Source organism: Micromonospora sp. DT44 (assembly GCF_049841635.1).
Classification (GTDB): Bacteria; Actinomycetota; Actinomycetes; order Mycobacteriales; family Micromonosporaceae; genus Micromonospora.
This window is the reverse complement of record NZ_JBNCKS010000093.1, coordinates 1-16617: the sequence shown is the minus strand read 5'-3', so window position 1 is coordinate 16617 and position 16617 is coordinate 1. Positions and strand designations below refer to the sequence as shown.

The window sequence follows — 16617 nt, the reverse complement described above, 5'->3', positions numbered from 1 at the left end:
TCCCAGCCCAATCGCCGCCTAACATCAAACCGGATCCCGCGATGGCCGTCTCTTACACCACCAGCGCGGACGTGACCAGATCCGCAGCGCGGCGTCACGATCGGCCGGATCGACGTGCGCGAGCGCGTCCAGGACACCCGGAGCGCGGCCGACCAGCGGAATCCCACGAAACGGGTTGACGGGCGCCTCTGGAGGAGCCGGGATGTGCAGCGCGTCCAGGAAACCGCCGAGCGTCACCGCCGCCGACCAGGGGTCGTCTGGCTGCGACAGCGCCGCGACCCGGCCCGGGAAGAACGGCACGACACTCCACGACCAGGGGTACCGGATCGTCGGCTGCCCGACACGCAACGGCGCTGGCACCGGCAACGGCAGGCGGCCGGCGAGCTCCGGCAGCCAGCGCTGCTCGTGCGCGATGAGCTCGGCGGCTACCGCGCGGCGCGGCAACCGGACCAGCAGCTCCTCACCAAGACGACACACGAGGTTGTCCCAGCCGTTGGCCAGGATCTCGATCGGCAGGTCCGCCAGATCGGGGTGCTGCTGGTCGAGCAGACCGCGCACCAGTTCGACAGAGACGGAAACCTCCGCGGCTGGCATCCTGTTGACGGTCACGGCGAAACCCTACGGCCGCGCTCGGCCGGAGTGGGCGCAGCGGTGCGGGCCGGCATCGGGTCCGCTGCTCCTGTCGTGCTGGGCTGATCCGCTCAGCTTGGTGGGTTCGGCCATTCGGCTCGGCTTGGTGTGTTCGGCCATTCGGCTCGGCTTGGTGTGTTCGGCCATTCGGCTCGGCCGTCGTGCGCGGCCATTCGGCTCGGCCGTTGTGCGCGGCCATTCGGCTCGGCCGTTGTGCGCGGCTAGTCGGCTCGGCTGTTGTGCGCGGCGATCAGGGCCGGCAGCTCGTGCAGCGAGTCGATGCGGAACAGGCACCGGTCGGCTACGGCCGGCATGTCGAGGATGTGCCCCCACGGCGAGCGCCGGATCAGGCACGTCTTCATCCCGGCCTCCTGGCCCGGACGGGCGTCGTTGTCGGGCCGGTCGCCGACGTACAGGATCGACGACGGGTCACCGCCGCCCTCGGCCACCACCCGGTCGAAGAAGGCCGGCGCCGGCTTCGCCACACCCCAGGAGTACGACGTGCCGATCAAGTCCACGTCGAGGTCGAGACAGCGAAGGGTCGCCTCGGCGTGGGCCGGCTGGTTACCGGCCAGGCCCACCAGCAGACCCTGATCACGCAGGGCGGCGAGGCACCCACGCGCGTCCGCGTAGAGATCCTCCGCGCCGAACGTCTCCGGCTGGCCGGCGGCCGCCCGGCGGGCAAGCTCGACCTCCAGGTCGAAGTCGGGCCGGAAGGTCCGGAACGTCTCCCGGTAGTCCAGGCCCCTCGCGACGACCGCGCCGAAGACCGCCGACACGTGTGCCGTGGGACGCCGAGCCAGTCCGCCCAGGCCGTGAACTCGCGGGACTCGTCGAGAATCACCCCGCCGACATCGAAGAAGACCGCCTTGATCAACCTGCCCCCGTCCCGGTCCGGCCGTAGGTGATCATAGGCGGCGGACTGCACGCTCGATGTCCCCGTGACCGGCGAACCCTGGCCGATCCGGCCCGCCCCTTCCAGCCACGGCGAGAGCGGCGGAGGCGGTGATCTGACCGCCGCGAGCGCCGGGTGTTGCCCACCCAGGTGGTACGCCGCTGGCGCGAGGACCGCCTCGTCCGTCCGGCCGCCACGGACGCACGCGTGCTCGCACTGGTGGGGGCCACATCTGGGACCTGCTGCCCGCCGACGTGTTCGGAGTGGAGCTGGCGCGTACGTCGCCGCCAGCAGGGCGAGGTGCATCTGCTCGTTGCGATCCGTTGATCCGGCCAACACCTGGCCGAGCGTCACGCCGCTCGTCCGGCACCACGAGAGGCTTCGCCGCCCTCTCGGTCGACCCCGGAAATTGTCGTACGTGTGTTCTAACGTCGATGCATGTTGGAGGGGTTGGCGCGGGCGGAGGCGGCGGTTGCCGACTGCCTCGACGCGGCGGCGTGGGCTCTCCCCGAGCACGATCTCGTCGCGGCCCTCGATGCCGCACACCGGCTCGCGCAACGCCTGGCAGCCCTGCAACTGACGTTGGTGCGTGAGGTGGACGGCCGGGGCACGGCGCGGGCGCAGGGCGCGTCGTCGACGGCGGTCTGGTTGCGGGACCGGCTGCGGCTCGACGGTTCCGCCGCTCGCCGGCTGGTCGATCTCGCCGGGGCGCTCGATGCCGGAGCGCCCGGGGTGCGCGCCGCGTTGGCCGACGGAGACATCACCGTCGAGCAGGCGCGGGTCATCGGCGAGACCGTCCAGACGGTGCACACGGCCGCTGGCGCCGAGGCGGCCGACAAGGCGGTCGGCGTCCTCATCGGGTGGGCCGGGCAGTTCGACCCGACCCTGCTGCGCAGGCTGGGCACCCGGGTCCTCGACCATGTCGCCCCCGAGCTTGCCGAAGCCGCCGCCAGGGCGGCGCTGGAGGCCGAGGCGCGCCGCGCCGAACGCGACCGTCATGTCACCCTCTCCGAGCTACGCGACGGCCGGCTGCGGCTCTCCGGTCACCTGGACGCCGAGGCGGCCGGTCTGCTGCGCGCCGCCCTCGACCCGTTGACCGCGCCGTCCGGCCCGGATGACCCGCGCTGCCCCGGGCAACGCCGGCACGACGCGCTCGCCGACCTGTGCCGGCTCGCGCTCCGCACCGGCGAACTGCCCGAGCACGGCGGGGAACCCGCCCAGATCGTGGTGACCACCAGCTTCGACGCGCTGGTCCGGCAGCTCGATGCCGGCACCCTCGACACCGGCCCAGGGCTCACCCCGGAGACGGTCCGCCGCCTCGCCTGCGACGCCGCAATCCTGCCCGCCGTGCTCGGCGGCGCCGGCCAGACACTCGACGTCGGCCGGCAGCGCCGACTCATCACCGGAGCGCTGCGCCGCGCACTGGTGCTACGCGACCGAGGCTGCGCCTTCCCCGGCTGCGACCGACCGCCCCGCTGGTGCGACGCCCACCACATCCGACACTGGGCCGAGGGCGGCGAGACCAGCCTGGCCAACTCGGTGCTGCTCTGCGGCCACCACCACCGCCACCTCCACCGAGGCGAGTGGACGGTCCGGCTCGGCGGCGACGGCCACCCGGATTTCGTCCCGCCAGCCTGGCTCGACCCCGACCAGATCCCCCGCCGCAACCGGTACCACCGTCGGACGTGACGGAGCCTCAGCCCGTCAGCCGCGACGAGCCACGACCCTTGGATCGGTGGTGTGACCGGCCTCGCGTCGCTCGGGACCGCCGACTCCGCCCAGTCTGCATAACGTGGCGACCATGACGGTCAACGGCGACACGTTCGAGCGAGCCACCGAGCACAACCACCCCAGCGACGGCGGCCGAGCGATCGCCTCCGCCGCGTTCGTCTCGCGTTGATGCGGGGCATCTCGCCGTTACCACCGGCGGGACGACTGCGCACCCTCGCGCTCGCCACCCTGGCGAACTCGGTCGGCGCGGGCCTGTGGCTGACCGGGGCGGCTCTCTATCTCACCCGGGACGTGGGGCTGTCCGCCGTCCAGGTGGGTGCCGGGCTCAGCGTCGCCGGACTGGTCGGGCTGACCGCCAGCGTGCCGCTCGGCGCCCTGGCGGATCGGCGCGACCCGCGCACGCTGCGAGCCGCTCTGCAGGTCCTTCAGGCGGCGGTGGGGGCGACGTACCTGCTGGTCGACTCGTTCACGGTCTTCCTGGTCGTCGCGGTGCTCGAACTGCTGTTGGCCTCGGGCAACCTCGCGGTCCGCGCCGCGTTGGTCGCGGCCGTCGCTGGTCCACAGCAGCGGGTACACGCCTTCGCCACGCTGCGCGCCGTGGCGAACCTGGGCATTGCCGCCGGGGCCGGGCTGGCCGGGTTCGCGTTGGCCGCCGACACGCACCGGGCGTACCAGCTGTTGGTGGTCGGCAACGCGGTCACCTACCTGGTGTCGGCGGCGCTGTTGCTGCGACTGCCGGCCTACCCGCCGATGCCGCAAGTCGGGACCGGTGCTGTCCTGGGCCGAGGAGGAGCGCTGCGCGACGGCCGGTTCCTCGTGGTGAGCGGCGCATCGGCGATCCTTGCTACGCACCAGATCGTTCTCACGCTCGTGGTGCCACTGTGGGCGGTGACCGTGGCCGGAGCGCCGCCGCCCGTCGTATCGGCGGTGCTGCTGACCAACACGCTGCTGACCGTACTGCTGGCGGTGCGGCTGAGCCGGGGCGCGGACGCCGCCGTCCCCGCGGCGGCGACGATGCGCCGTGCCGGCCTGGTGTTGGCCACCGCGATGCTGCTGTACGCCACCACGGTCGCCCTGCCGACCTGGGCGGCGGTCACGCTCCTCCTGGTCGCCACGGCCGTCTACACCGCCGGAGACCTGTGGCACGCCGCCGCGGGAGCCGGGCTGGCCTACGATCTCGCCCCATCGGGTGCCCTCGGCGCGTACCAGGGGGTGGACGGGATGCTCGCCGGCCTGGCCCGAGCCGTCGCCCCGGCCCTGCTGACCCTGGTCATCATCGACGGCGGGGCGGCCGGCTGGCTGGCCGTCGCCGGGCTGTTCGCCGGGACGGCTCTGATCACCCCGGCGCTGACCCGGTGGGCGCTGGACACCCGGCGGGTGTAGCAGGATGCCGGGCATGAACGATCAGTCGATCATCACCATCCGCCCCGGCGGCCCGGGGGACGCCGGGACCGTGCTGCGGCTGCTCGACGTGGCCACCGCCTGGCTGGTGGAGCGCGGCCGGACCGGGCAGTGGGGCACCCGGCAGCCCTCCACCGATGCCGGCCAGATCGCCCGGGCGAAGGAGTGGGCCGCGAGTGGCGACCTGCACCTGGCGCTGCGGGGCGACCGTCCGGTCGGCGCGCTGGTGGTGGGCGCCGCCACCGAGCACGTGCCCCCGGCCACCGAGCCGGAGCTGTACGTCCGACTCCTGGTCACCGACCGGGCACACGCCGGGCTGGGGATCGGAGCCCGGCTGTTGGAGCACGCCGCCGAGGTGGCCCGGGCGCGGGGGTTGGGGCTCTTGCGGGTGGACTGTTACGGCGGCGACGACCGGGCGCTCGTCCGGTTCTACGAGGGCTGCGGCTTCACCCCGACCGAGCCGTTCACCGTGGTCCGGTCGGGGCGTGAGCCGTGGCCGGGGCAGTTGCTCGTGCGCCGGCTCGACTGAGCGTCAGCCGATCTCCTCGTCGACGAAGCACCAGCGCCACGCCTCGCCCGGCTGCGCCGAGCGCATCACCGGGTGACCGGTGGACGCGAAGTGCTTACTCGCGTGCTGGTTCGGCGACGAGTCGCAGCAGCCGACCTGCCCGCAGCTCAGGCAGGTACGCAGGTGCACCCAGTAGGTGTTGCCGATGGCGACACAGTCCGCGCACTCGTCCGGGGTGAGCGGCTCGGCGGTGCCCGCCTCGGCCAGGTGCTGACAGCTCACTGGTCCACCTCCTGCCGCAGCAGCGACTCTTCCAGGTCCAGGTCACGGTAGGCCTGCACCAATACCTCCTCAGGAATCCGACCGGAGTCCCGGGCAGCCCGGAACACGTCCCGCTCGGCGTCGATCATTTCTTGTCGCAGCCGACCGTACGCCTGCGAGGGGGTCTCCCGCTCGTCGCCGCCGAGCCGTTCCCAGGCCATGTTCGTGCGGTCCTCCTGCACCCGACGCAGCCGATCCACCACGGGCGCGGGTGCGCTGTCGGCCAACTCCTCCAGGCGGTCCCGCGCTGCCCTGCTGGCCTGCTGCTGCACTCCGGCGGCGGACAGGGCGTCCTGCACCGGGTCGTCCTGGGGCAGCTTCAGCCGGCGGGCGACCAGCGGGAGGGTGGCGCCCTGCCCGACCAACGTGACCACGATCACCGCGAAGGCCAGCCAGATGAACAGGGCCCGGGGGTACGGCTCGCCCTCGGCCAGCGTCAACGGCAGGGCCAGGGCGGCGGCGAGCGTCACCACGCCGCGCATCCCGGCCCAGCCGATGATGATCGGGACCTTCGGGGAGGGGGCCGCGTCCCGGCGGCGGATCCGGGGGACCAGCCGGGCGAGGTAGGTGGCCGGGAAGAGCCAGACGAAGCGGGTCAGGAAGACGGTGGCCAACACCGCCACGGTGATCAGGACGAGGGAGCCGGCCGGCTCCTCGAGATCCCGTACCACGTCCCGCAGTTGCAGCCCGACCAGGAGGAAGACCAGCCCTTCGAGGAGGAACCGCACCAGCCGCCAGAACGCCCCGGTCTGCAACCGGGACGCCGCCGACAGCAGTTGCGGCAGCTTGTGGCCGAGGGCCAGCCCGGTGACGACCACGGCGACCACACCGGAGGCGTGCACGTGCTCGGCCGTGAACACCACCGCGAACGGGATGATCAACGACAGCGCGTTGTCCAGCAGCGGGTCGCTGATCCGCCGGTGCAGGAAGCCGAAGACCACCGCCCCGAGAGCGCCGATCAGAATGCCGCCGCCGGTCGCGCGCAGCACCTCGACGGCCACGTCCGCCGTGCCGACTGTCGTACCGATGGTGGCCATGGTCGCGACCCGCAGCAGCACCAGCGCGGTCGCGTCGTTGACGAGGCTCTCCCCCTCCAGGATGGTGACCACCCGGCGGGGCAGCCCGACGCGGCGCGCGACCGCGGTGGCGGCCACCGCGTCCGGCGGCGCGACCACCGCGCCGAGGGCCAGGCAGATCGCGAACGGCACCTGCGGCAGCAGCAGATGCAGCACGAAGCCCACCGCGAACGCGGTGAACAGCACCAGACCCACGGCGAGCAGCAGGATCGGCCGGATGTTGTTCTTGAACGCCGGCACCGACGTCTCCAGCGCCGCGACGTACAGCAACGGCGGCAGGATGCCGATCAGCACCAACTCCGGCTCGAGGTGGATCTGCGGGAAGCCCGGGAGGAAGGACAGGGCCAATCCGAGTACGACAAGCAGGATCGGCGCGAGCAGGCCGAGCCGGCGGGCCAACGCCGCGCCCAGGGTGGCGATCGCCAGGAAGACGACGACCGGAAACAGGCTTTCCATGGGGTACGAGCCTAGGGGGCGGGTGGTCGACGCCCGATCAGCCGGCCGGACGCAACTTCGGCAGCACCTCGGCGCCGAACGCGTCGATGAACCCGCGCTGCTCCTGCCCGACGTGGTGCAGGGCGATCTGGTCGAAGCCGAGCGCTGCGTACTCCTCCAGCCAGCCGACGTGCCGGCCCAGGTCGGCCGAGACGTTCACCACCTGAGCGACCCGCTGGGCGGGTACGTCGGCGGACACCTCGTCGAAGTGCTCCACGGTCTCCAGGTCCCAGCAGACCGGAGGGGCGAAGACGTTGCTGCGCCACTGGTCGTACGCGATCGCCTCGGCCTGTGCCTGCTCCGGCGCCCAGGAGACGTGCACCTGGAGGTGCAGCGGTCCACGGCCACCGGCGTCCCGGTACGCGTCGATCATCGCGCGCAGGTGCTCAACTGGCGCGTTCACGGTGATCAGGCCGTCGGCCCACTCGGCGCACCAGCGGGCGGTGGCGACGCTGACGGCGGCGCCGACCAGCGCGGGCGGCTCCTCGGGACGGGTCCACAGCCGGGCCCGGTCCACCCGGACCAGGCCGTCGTGGCTGACCTCCTCGCCGGCCAGCAGCGCCCGGATCACGTCCACGCACTCGCGCAGCCGGGCGGAGCGGACGTCCTTGCGCGGCCACGCATCGCCGGTGATGTGCTCGTTGCTGGCCTCGCCGGTGCCCAGGGCCGCCCAGAACCGGCCCGGGTACATCGCGCCGAGGGTGCCGATCGCCTGCGCGATGATCGCCGGGTGGTACCGCTGGCCGGGAGCGTTGACGACGCCGAACGGCATGCCGGTGGCCTGCAGGGCCGCGCCCAACCAGGACCAGGCGAAGCCGGACTCGCCCTGCCGCTCGCTCCACGGGGAGAAGTGGTCGGAGCACATGGCGGCGTCGAAGCCGGCCCGCTCGGCGTGCATCACCGCTTCCAGCAGGGCGCGGGGGTTGATCTGCTCGTGGGAGGCGTGGAACCCGAACGTCGTCATGGGCGCATCTCCTACCCACGACGACGTCCGGTGATGCGTGCTACTCGGCGTGCGCGCCCGCGCCGGCCGACGCCGCCCCCTCGCCCACCCACACCGTCTTGGTGTTGCAGAACTCCCGCATGCCCAGCTCGGACAGCTCCCGCCCGTAGCCGGAGTTCTTCACGCCGCCGAAGGGCAGCTCCGGGTACGAGGTGGTCATGCCGTTGACGAAGACGTTGCCGGCGTCCAGGTCGGTGGCGAAGCGCTCCTGCTCGGCCGCGTCCCTGGTCCAGGCGTTCGACCCGAGCCCGAAGCTCGTGCCGTTGGCCACCTCGATGGCCTCGTCGTAGGACGACACCCGGTACAGGCCGGCGACCGGCCCGAACACCTCCTCGGACCACATCCGCATCTGCGGCGTCAGGTCGGTGACGACGGTCGGCGGATAGAACCAGCCGTCGCCGGTGGGCACTTCACCGCCGCAGAGCACGGTCGCGCCGTTGTCCATCGCGTCGCGCACCTGGGCGTGCACCTCGTCGCGGCCGTGTTCGCTGGCCAGCGGCCCCACGTCGGTGTCGCCGTCCATCGGGTCGCCGACGCGCAGCGCGGCCATGTTCGCGGCGAACTTCTCGGCGAACGCGTCGAAGACGTCGGTGTGCACGATGAAGCGCTTGGCGGCGATGCAGGACTGGCCGTTGTTCTGACAGCGGGCGGTGGTGGCGACCTCGGCGGCACGGTCCAGGTCCGCCGAGGGCATCACCACGAACGGGTCGCTGCCGCCCAGCTCCAGCACCGTCTTCTTGAGTTCCCGCCCGGCGATCTGCGCGATCGACCGCCCGGCCGCCTCACTGCCGGTGAGCGTCGCGGCGCGTACCCGGGGGTCGGCGAGGATGCGCTCGACGGCGTCCGAGCCGACCAGCAGGGTGGTGAACGCGCCCTCCGGGAAGCCGGCGCGGCGGAACACGTCCTCCAGCAGCAGCGCGGTCTGCGGCACGTTCGAGGCGTGCTTGAGCAGGCCGGTGTTGCCGGCCATCAACGCCGGGGCGGCGAAGCGCATCACCTGCCAGAGCGGGAAGTTCCACGGCATCACGGCGAGCACCACGCCGATCGGCTGGTAGCGGATGAACGCCCGGGTCGCCTTCACGGCGGCGGCGTCGGCCGGCTCGTCGGCGAGGAACGCCGGGGCCTTGTCGGCGTAGAAGCGGGCGGCCGTGGCGCACTTGGTCACCTCGGCCTGCGCGGCGGCGTACGTCTTGCCCATCTCCGTGGTCATGATCCGCGCGATCTCGTCCCGCTCGGCGTCCAGGAGGTCGGCGGCGGCGTTCATCCACCGGGCGCGCTCCTCGACGTCTGCGCCGCGCAGCTGCCGGTACGCGAGATCGGTGCGCTCGATGGCGGCGTCGAGCTGTTCGGTGGACATCGCCTCGTAGGTCTTGAGCACCTGACCGGTGGCGGGGTTGGTGGTGGCGATGTGCGGCATTTCGCTTCTCCTGTCACTCGAACAGCGAGTGTCGTACGCCCGGCTCCTCGCGGCGGCGGGCGGCGCGGCGGCGTTGGATGACGACCAGATCGACCACGGCGACCACCGCGAGGATCGCGCAGAGCACGCCGAGCCAGGCGATCCCGGCCCAGAACGCCAGCACCGCGAAGATCACCATGATCACCAGTCCGAAGCTGGCGAGGGTGAGCCGCAGGTTGAGGGCGCTGTACGCGTGCCCGACCGTGCCACGGGCGCGCCGGGGCTGCGATCTCGTCATACCTCCCGATCTACCCGCGATCGGGGGTGTTAACCGGTGGCCGACGACTCCACGCGCGGCGGCACTTATAGCATCCCGACGGCAGGTCCGAGGCCCCTTCGCCGCATACCCGACAGCAACTTCCCGCCCAACCGGGTCCAGCGCATAGAGTTACCGCGCTGTCGCTCTGTGCTGCGAGACAGGGGATGTCATGCCTCGACGCTGGATCGCCGCCCTGGCCTGCCTAGCCGCACTGGTGGCGCTGGCCTGCGAGGGTGGCACGTCGGCGTCACCGCGCCCCACGAAGAGCGCGCCGTCGTCCGGCGGTCCCGGCGGCATCGCCGCGCTCGGCGACTCGATCAGCACCGGCTTCGCTTCCTGCCTGGTCCTCACCTCCTGCGAGCGCAACTCGTGGTCCACCGGGGACGGTCTGCGGGTACACAGTCACTACCGGCGACTACTCGACCAGGACTCCGCGATCCGTGGCCGGGCGTACAACCACGCACGGCCCGGCGCCCGCGCCGACGCCCTCGAAGGCCAGGCCCAGGCAGCGGTACGGGACCGCGCCGACTACGTCACCGTGCTCATCGGCGCCAACGACATCTGCCGGGGCGGGGTGGACGCCATGACCCCGGTGACCACGTTCCGCACCGACGTCGACCGGGGCCTGCGGGCGTTGCGCACCGGCCGACCGAAGGCCCGGGTGCTGGTGGTGAGCATCCCCGACCTGTACCGACTCTGGGAGGTCGGGCACACCGACGGGCGGGCGACGCGCGCGTGGAAGCGGGGCATCTGCCCGGCGCTCCTGGCCAACGCGACGTCGAACGCGGCCGCCGACAAGGCCCGCCGGGCCGCCGTCCGGGAACGGATCGACGCGTACAACGTGCAGTTGGTGGCGGCCTGCCGGGCGTACGGCTCGCGCTGCCGGCACGACGGCGGCGCGGCGCACCGGGTGCGCTTCACCCTGGACCTGCTCAACCCACTGGACTGGTTCCACCCCAACGCCACCGGCCAGGACCGGCTGGCCGAGGTGACCTGGCGCGCCTCCGGACTGGCCGACTGAGTCAGCCCGCGCGAGAGGGCGGATCAGGAACGGCGGGGCTCCGGAACGGCGTTGCCGCGGCGACCGTAGAGCGCCCGCGAGCGCTCGGCCAGGTCCTTGGTGGCGGACGAGTTGGCCCAGGTGCCGAGCACGATCGCCGCCCCGGGGACGATCTTGGCGATGACGCGTTTGGCCGCCCGCACACCGGCCATCTGGGCGAGCCGGACGCCGAGCTGCAACATGACCCGGCCCAGCGGACGCTGACCGCCCAGGCCGAAGAGCGCGTCGGCGCGTTCCCGGCCGGCGGCCACCCCGAGCGCCAGGCGGGCGCTCTCGGCGACCTTGTGCACCCGCTGGAGCACGAGCAGATCGGTGGCCCGGTCGCTGTGCAGCGGGTCGACGTCGTACGCGGCGGCGACGTGCAGGACCATCCGCGCCTGGGTCCAGGCCAGCACGCCGACGTCGAGGACCGCCCCAGGCAGCCCGGCCGCGCCGGAGACCGCCCCGGACAGGCGGGCCAGGTTGACGAACTTGCGGATCGCCTGGTCGGCCAGGACGTCGGACGAGACACCGGGGTGGTCGTTGCGGGCCCGGGCGGCCCACTGCGCGGCTTCCGGCCCGAGTCGGCGCACCGCCTCCAGCGCGAGGTGCTCCGGGGCGTACTGCGGGTCGTCGCGCATCCGGTCCCACAGCCGCCCCGGCGGGCCTTCGGGCGTGGCCGCCGGCGCGACCGGCACGTCGGCCGACGGCTCAGGGGTGGGCGCGGCGGATTGACCGCCGACGGGCGGGGTGTCGGTCACCGGGTCTCCCCAGGGGTGGGTACGGGCAGGACGGCCGGTGGCGCGGTCAGCGACGGCGGTTGGACAGGCGGGTGGCCAACCCCTTGAGCTTCTGCTGGTTTTCCGGCTTGGCCAGCTCGCGCCGACCCCGGTCCACCAGTTGCTGACCCTTGGGCGATCTCAGGAAAGTGCTGATCCGCTGCATCAGAGACATAACGTCCTCCTGTCGATGATCCCTCAGTCATGTGTACCCCGAACCCGCAACGGATGTACCCGGGACGCGACCGGCTCAACCCTCACCGTCCATAGTGGTCGGTAGGTTACCGCCCGGCCGGCACGATGGCGTCGACGACCCGGGTGGCCCGCCATTCGTGCTGCTGGTAGTACTCCGGGTACGCGGAGACCTGCACCGCCTGCGCGGCGTCGGTGAGGCGCATCTGCTGCCAGCCGGGCACCTGTTCGAGTGCCGTGAGGAACTGCCGGGTCGCGAACTCCGGGTCCATCAATCGACCGACCGGACCCCAGCCGCTGCTGGAGCGCTGCTGGAACAGCCCGACCGAGTCGTGGTCCCAGCCGACGCCCTGGTGCGGGTAGTCCTGCGACTCCGGCAGGACGCCGCTCGCGACGTTGTAGAGGTTGCTCTCCTGCATGGCGGTCGCCACCGCGATGACCAGGCCACGGCGCGGGATGCCCATCTTGCGGCCGGCGCGGACGATCGCCTCGGCGTTCTCCATCTGATCCTCGTCCAGGCCGACGACCGGTGCCGGACGGGTCGGCTTCGCCGGGGCGACCTTGCGGGCGCGGGGGGTGGCGTCCGGGTCGGCGGGGGTGGTGGACGCCGACGGGGTGGCGGACGGGGCCGCCGAGCGATCGAGCCCGCGGGATGCGGTCTGCTGCTCGGCGCGCTCCGCCAGCTCGACGCTGGCGGTCTTGTCGCGCGACTGCGCGCCGGCGTCCTGGTCCCGGACCTGCACGGCGGCGGCCAGACCGAGGCAGCAGACCACGCCGGTGGCGAGCGCCACCTGGGCGCGGCGTCGACCGCTCAGGTCGCGGGCGTACGCCCGAAGCCGACTCGCGGCGGTTGTCCGTTCGGCTGAGGTGCCTTCCTCTGTTTCGGCAGTGGGGCTACTCGGGGCGTACGGGTCGTCGAGGGTGCCGTCGTCACGCATCAGCCGAGGCTAGGCAGACCGAAGCCCCGATCACGCACGGTGATCACGTGGTCATCGCCACACAAACGGGTGTCACCGGTGGACGAGCGGGGCCGCTCGACCCGCCCGGGGAACGAACCTCGCGTACGGGAGGAAAGCGGCGCGGCGTGCAGGCGGGCACGAGCCGCCACAGAGACGGACATTGGTCCGCGCGACCCGACATGATCGACAAACTCGGCCTTTGGGCCGAACCGCCCATCGGCCGATCGGCGGAATCGGGTGGTTCGTCCGATCGTGCCCACCGGGCAGGCGACGGATCGCCCGACGCAGGAATGCGCCAGGATGGCGGGTACGTTGCCCGAACCGGATGCTGTCCGTCGCGACGGCACCCGAACAGGCACATTCCAGGGAGGTCCGCACCGGTGCTCGACCCACACGAGCTCTACCAGCTCACCGACGATCTGCCCGACCTCGGTCAGCCGGTCCTGATTCAGGCCCTCACCGGGTTCGTGGACGCCGGCAACGCCAGCCGGCTGGCCCGCGAGCAACTGCTCACCTCGCTCGAGGGTCGGCCGATCGCCACCTTCGACGTGGACCAGCTCTTCGACTACCGCTCCCGGCGACCGGTGATGACCTTCAACGAGGACCACTGGGAGAGCTTCGACGCGCCAGAGCTGAAGCTGCACCTGCTGCAGGACGACGATGAGACGCCCTTCCTGCTGCTCACCGGCCCCGAGCCGGACCTGCAGTGGGAGCGGTTCACCGCCGCCGTCGCGGGGCTCGCCGCCCGGCTCGACGTACGGCTCACCGTCGGGCTCAACTCGATCCCGATGGCGGTCCCGCACACCCGGCCGACCGGGGTGACGGCCCACGCCACCCGCCCCGAGCTGATCAGCGGGTACGAGCCGTGGCTGCAACGGGTCCAGGTGCCCGGCAGCGTCGGCCACCTGCTGGAGTTCCGCCTCGGCGAGCAGGGCCGCGACGCGCTCGGCTTCGCCGCCCACGTGCCGCACTACGTGGCGCAGACCGAGTACCCGGCCGCCGCCGAGGTGCTGCTCAGCGCCGTGTCCCGCAGCACCGGGCTCCTGCTGCCCGGCGACGGCCTGCGCTCGGCCGCCGAGGTGGTCCGGGTGGAGATCGACCGGCAGGTCGCCCAGACCGAGGACGCCGCCGCGCTGGTCCAGGCCCTGGAGGAGCAGTACGACGCGTTCGCCCGCGGTCGCGGCGAGCGGAGCCTGCTCGCGCCGGACGCCGGCCCGCTGCCCACCGCCGACGAACTCGGCGCGGAGCTGGAGCGGTTCCTGGCCGAACAGACCCGCCCGGGCGACACTCCCGGGAGCTGATCCGGCGGCGCGCCGCCGACACGGCACCTGTGTGAGGCGGCGTCGCGGCGGCGGATACGGCAGGGTGGACGTATGCGCCTGGCGACCTGGAACGTGAACTCGGTGAAGGCCCGGCTCCCCCGGCTGCTGGAATGGCTGGACGGCACCGGGCCCGACGTCGTCTGCCTGCAGGAGACGAAGTGTCCCGACGGCGCGTTCCCGGTAGCCGAGGTGGGCGAGCTGGGCTACACGGTGGCCAGCCACAGCGACGGCCGCTGGAACGGGGTCGCGATCCTGTCCCGGGTCGGCCTCGACGACGTCCGCGTCGGCTTCGCGGGCGAGCCGGGCTTTCCCGAGCCGGAGGCCCGGGCCATCTCCGCCACCTGCGACGGGGTGCGGGTCTGGTCGGTGTACGTCCCCAACGGGCGCGCGCCCGACGACCCGCATTACGCGTACAAGCTGGCCTGGTTCGCGGCGCTGCGCGACGCGCTGGAAGCGGAGCTGGCCGGTGGCCTGCCGCTGGCCGTCAGCGGTGACTTCAACGTCGCCCCGACCGACGCCGACGTCTGGGACCCGGCGGTGTTCACCCACTCCACGCACGTCACCCCGGCCGAACGGGCCGCCCTCGCCGCGCTGCGCGACCTCGGCCTCAACGACGTGGTGCCGACCCCCATGAAGGGGCCGCACCCCTTCACGTACTGGGACTACCGCGCCGGGATGTTCCACCAGAACAAGGGCATGAGAATCGACCTGGTGTACGCCTCCGCGCCGTTCAGCCGGGCGGTCCGCTCGGCGTACGTCGACCGGGAGGCCCGCAAGGGCAAGGGCCCCTCCGACCACGCGCCGATCGTGGTCGACGCGGACCTCGTTCCGGCGGTCGAGGCGTTCTGACCCGGTCCGGGCTGGCTAGGGTGGACTAATGGCAGTCGTGAAGATCAACGCAATCGAGGTTCCCCCGAACGCCGGCCCCGAGCTGGAGAAGCGGTTCGCGGCGCGGGCCGGCGCGGTGGAAGGCTCCCCCGGTTTTCTCGGCTTCGAACTGCTCCGCCCGGTGGCCGGCGAGACCCGCTACTTCGTCTACACGCGGTGGGAGAGCGAGGAGGCGTACCAGGCCTGGGCCTCCGGCCCGTCGCGCCAGGCCCACGCCACCGCCGAGGGCGACAAGCCCCGCCCGCCGGTGTCCAGCGGCGCGAGCCTGCTGGAATTCGAGGTGGCCCTGCACGTCCCCCAGCCCTGACCACCCGCCGCCGGTCAAGAGCCACGGATCGAAGGTCACCGCTTCTGGAACATGACCGAAGCTACCTCCGCCGTCAGCTCGATCGCCCAGTCGAGCTGCGGACAGTCGTTGCGGCCCTGACACTCTAGGCACCCGCCTACCCGCCACGGCTGGTCAAGCGCCCGCGACCAGTGGGCGTCCAAGATCCTGTTAGCGATGAACAACTCTGTCGCCTTAGAGATCGGCTCATCGATTGGCACTGTGACCCCCGTTCGAGCGGCACGACTGAGCCTTCGTCGCGAACGGCTCTTGTAGCGGGGGATACTCAGACGCTCTCCGGTTAGCCCAGGACGGCCCCACCGGGCCGATCCGCATCTTGACGCATCCGATGTACGTCTCATGCCCGCAGACGCACCCAGGCTCACGCCACAGTCGGAGCATTCGTCGTTTCGGTCCGCGCTCACTGTGGTTTGCCACGGTTCCGCCTCTCCCGGTCACTCGCTCAGTGGGTTCCGGTCGCCCTCCGCTCCCACCTAGACACCCTAGACACCCTAGGCGCTTAAGGGAACGTTGGCGTTGAGGCTGTTTCGTGATCATGATCGAATGGGGTTGCCCGATGAGAAGGAACCCCACCATGCCCATACCGACCGGCGGATACCGCCAGATGGCGGAAGACTTGGCCTCCCGCATCAGAAGCGGTGAGTATGCGCCAGGTGACAAGTTGCCGTCTTATGCTGAGCTGTCAAAGCTTTACAGCATTGCGGTAACCACAGTCCAAAAGGGCATTAGGGTTCTAGAGTTTCAGGGCCTAGTGGTCGGCGTACCCGGTCGAGGCGTGTACGTCCGTGAGGACATCAAGCCCAACCCCTAACCCCCTGGCCGGCAGCTCGGCAATCCAGGACGGGGTGGATTAGCACGAGGACTGGGAAAGATCAAGCAAGCAATGCAATCCGACGTTGTCGACTAGTCCGATTCAATCGGCTAATCACCGTCGCCCATATCATTTGGCCGCGAGGTTCGAATTATCCAGCCCTGCTCACTAACGGAATCGTGTTTAACAAGCCCGAATCCATCTGGCCAAACGTGCGGAACAGAAGGCTTCCAGGTAGCCTTGGCCTCGCGAAAGTTAAACGAGCCCTTCACGCGAACAAAGCGAGTCGGGCCCCTGAAAGTTGTCTGCGAAAAGTCGCACTTAGGCCCGAATGCAGTCCTGTCAAATCGAGCCTGATAGTGAAACTGGGCAGCCCGGAAACGTGAATCGAGGAAAGCGGCTTTTCTGAAGAAGGCCGGACAGAAGTATTGACGTGATCTCAACAAGAATCCGGTAGGTATCGGTATTCGAAATGGGTGAGGTGGAGAGCGGCGCGGACGATGTCG

At 71.5% G+C, this 16617-nt stretch carries 17 protein-coding genes and 1 pseudogene; 8 read left to right on the top strand and 10 right to left on the bottom strand.

The window, feature by feature from the left end:
- Window positions 1–24: 24 nt before the first annotated feature.
- A complete protein-coding gene (locus ACLQ25_RS31255; protein WP_425734326.1) occupies window positions 25–609 on the bottom strand; it encodes a phosphotransferase in 585 nt (194 codons plus the stop codon).
- A gap of 242 nt (window positions 610–851) precedes the next feature.
- Window positions 852–1507 (bottom strand): annotated as a pseudogene (locus ACLQ25_RS31250) (HAD family hydrolase).
- Window positions 1508–1963: 456 nt separating this feature from the next.
- Between ACLQ25_RS31250 and ACLQ25_RS31245 the strand changes: the two are divergent.
- From ACLQ25_RS31245 to ACLQ25_RS31235, 3 genes are all read left to right on the top strand, one after another.
- Window positions 1964–3214: a DUF222 domain-containing protein gene (locus ACLQ25_RS31245; RefSeq protein WP_425734325.1), complete on the top strand. Its 1251-nt coding sequence runs from the start codon at window positions 1964–1966 to the stop codon at window positions 3212–3214.
- A 210-nt stretch (window positions 3215–3424) separates the two neighbouring features.
- Window positions 3425–4639, top strand: coding sequence for an MFS transporter (locus tag ACLQ25_RS31240; protein WP_425734324.1), 1215 nt, complete (start codon window positions 3425–3427; stop codon window positions 4637–4639).
- Between the two features lie 13 nt (window positions 4640–4652).
- The gene (locus tag ACLQ25_RS31235; RefSeq protein ID WP_425734323.1) at window positions 4653–5186 is read left to right on the top strand and encodes a GNAT family N-acetyltransferase; all 534 of its coding nucleotides are present in this window, start codon (window positions 4653–4655) and stop codon (window positions 5184–5186) included.
- Window positions 5187–5189: 3 nt separating this feature from the next.
- Here ACLQ25_RS31235 and ACLQ25_RS31230 read toward each other — a convergent pair whose 3' ends face one another.
- Genes ACLQ25_RS31230 through ACLQ25_RS31210 form a run of 5 tightly spaced genes read right to left on the bottom strand, consistent with a single transcriptional unit; the run spans window position 5190 to window position 9754 of the window.
- Window positions 5190–5447, bottom strand: coding sequence for a UBP-type zinc finger domain-containing protein (locus ACLQ25_RS31230; RefSeq protein WP_396801789.1), 258 nt, complete (start codon window positions 5445–5447; stop codon window positions 5190–5192).
- On the bottom strand, window positions 5444–7018 hold the full coding sequence (locus ACLQ25_RS31225) for a Na+/H+ antiporter (RefSeq protein WP_425734322.1): 1575 nt from the start codon (window positions 7016–7018) through the stop codon (window positions 5444–5446). Before ACLQ25_RS31225 ends, ACLQ25_RS31230 begins: the two co-directional genes overlap by 4 nt.
- A gap of 37 nt (window positions 7019–7055) precedes the next feature.
- The gene (locus tag ACLQ25_RS31220) at window positions 7056–8021 is read right to left on the bottom strand and encodes a TIGR03885 family FMN-dependent LLM class oxidoreductase (RefSeq protein ID WP_425734321.1); all 966 of its coding nucleotides are present in this window, start codon (window positions 8019–8021) and stop codon (window positions 7056–7058) included.
- 40 nt (window positions 8022–8061) lie between these two features.
- Entirely contained in the window at window positions 8062–9477 is a 1416-nt protein-coding gene (locus tag ACLQ25_RS31215) for an NADP-dependent succinic semialdehyde dehydrogenase (protein ID WP_425734320.1), read from the bottom strand.
- 13 nt (window positions 9478–9490) lie between these two features.
- Entirely contained in the window at window positions 9491–9754 is a 264-nt protein-coding gene (locus ACLQ25_RS31210) for a DUF6343 family protein (RefSeq protein WP_355050249.1), read from the bottom strand.
- A gap of 190 nt (window positions 9755–9944) precedes the next feature.
- Between ACLQ25_RS31210 and ACLQ25_RS31205 the strand changes: the two genes are divergently transcribed.
- The gene (locus ACLQ25_RS31205; RefSeq protein ID WP_425734319.1) at window positions 9945–10796 is read left to right on the top strand and encodes a GDSL-type esterase/lipase family protein; all 852 of its coding nucleotides are present in this window, start codon (window positions 9945–9947) and stop codon (window positions 10794–10796) included.
- Between the two features lie 23 nt (window positions 10797–10819).
- Here the strand turns inward: ACLQ25_RS31205 and ACLQ25_RS31200 are convergent, their stop codons facing one another.
- From ACLQ25_RS31200 to ACLQ25_RS31190, 3 genes are all read right to left on the bottom strand, one after another.
- Entirely contained in the window at window positions 10820–11575 is a 756-nt protein-coding gene (locus ACLQ25_RS31200; RefSeq protein WP_425734318.1) for an EcsC family protein, read from the bottom strand.
- Window positions 11576–11621: 46 nt separating this feature from the next.
- On the bottom strand, window positions 11622–11768 hold the full coding sequence (locus ACLQ25_RS31195) for a hypothetical protein (RefSeq protein WP_355237852.1): 147 nt from the start codon (window positions 11766–11768) through the stop codon (window positions 11622–11624).
- A 106-nt stretch (window positions 11769–11874) separates the two neighbouring features.
- On the bottom strand, window positions 11875–12723 hold the full coding sequence (locus ACLQ25_RS31190) for a peptidase M23 (protein WP_425734317.1): 849 nt from the start codon (window positions 12721–12723) through the stop codon (window positions 11875–11877).
- Window positions 12724–13124: 401 nt separating this feature from the next.
- On the opposite strand from ACLQ25_RS31190, the gene ACLQ25_RS31185 reads away from it, so the two are divergent.
- From ACLQ25_RS31185 to ACLQ25_RS31170, 4 genes are all read left to right on the top strand, one after another.
- On the top strand, window positions 13125–14045 hold the full coding sequence (locus tag ACLQ25_RS31185) for a proteasome assembly chaperone family protein (RefSeq protein WP_425734316.1): 921 nt from the start codon (window positions 13125–13127) through the stop codon (window positions 14043–14045).
- A gap of 72 nt (window positions 14046–14117) precedes the next feature.
- Window positions 14118–14915, top strand: a complete 798-nt coding sequence (locus ACLQ25_RS31180) for an exodeoxyribonuclease III (protein ID WP_425734315.1) — start codon at window positions 14118–14120, stop codon at window positions 14913–14915.
- A gap of 28 nt (window positions 14916–14943) precedes the next feature.
- Window positions 14944–15261, top strand: coding sequence for an antibiotic biosynthesis monooxygenase family protein (locus tag ACLQ25_RS31175; protein WP_425734314.1), 318 nt, complete (start codon window positions 14944–14946; stop codon window positions 15259–15261).
- 574 nt (window positions 15262–15835) lie between these two features.
- Window positions 15836–16111: a winged helix-turn-helix domain-containing protein gene (locus ACLQ25_RS31170; RefSeq protein WP_425734327.1), complete on the top strand. Its 276-nt coding sequence runs from the start codon at window positions 15836–15838 to the stop codon at window positions 16109–16111.
- The last annotated feature ends 506 nt before the right edge of the window (window positions 16112–16617 follow it).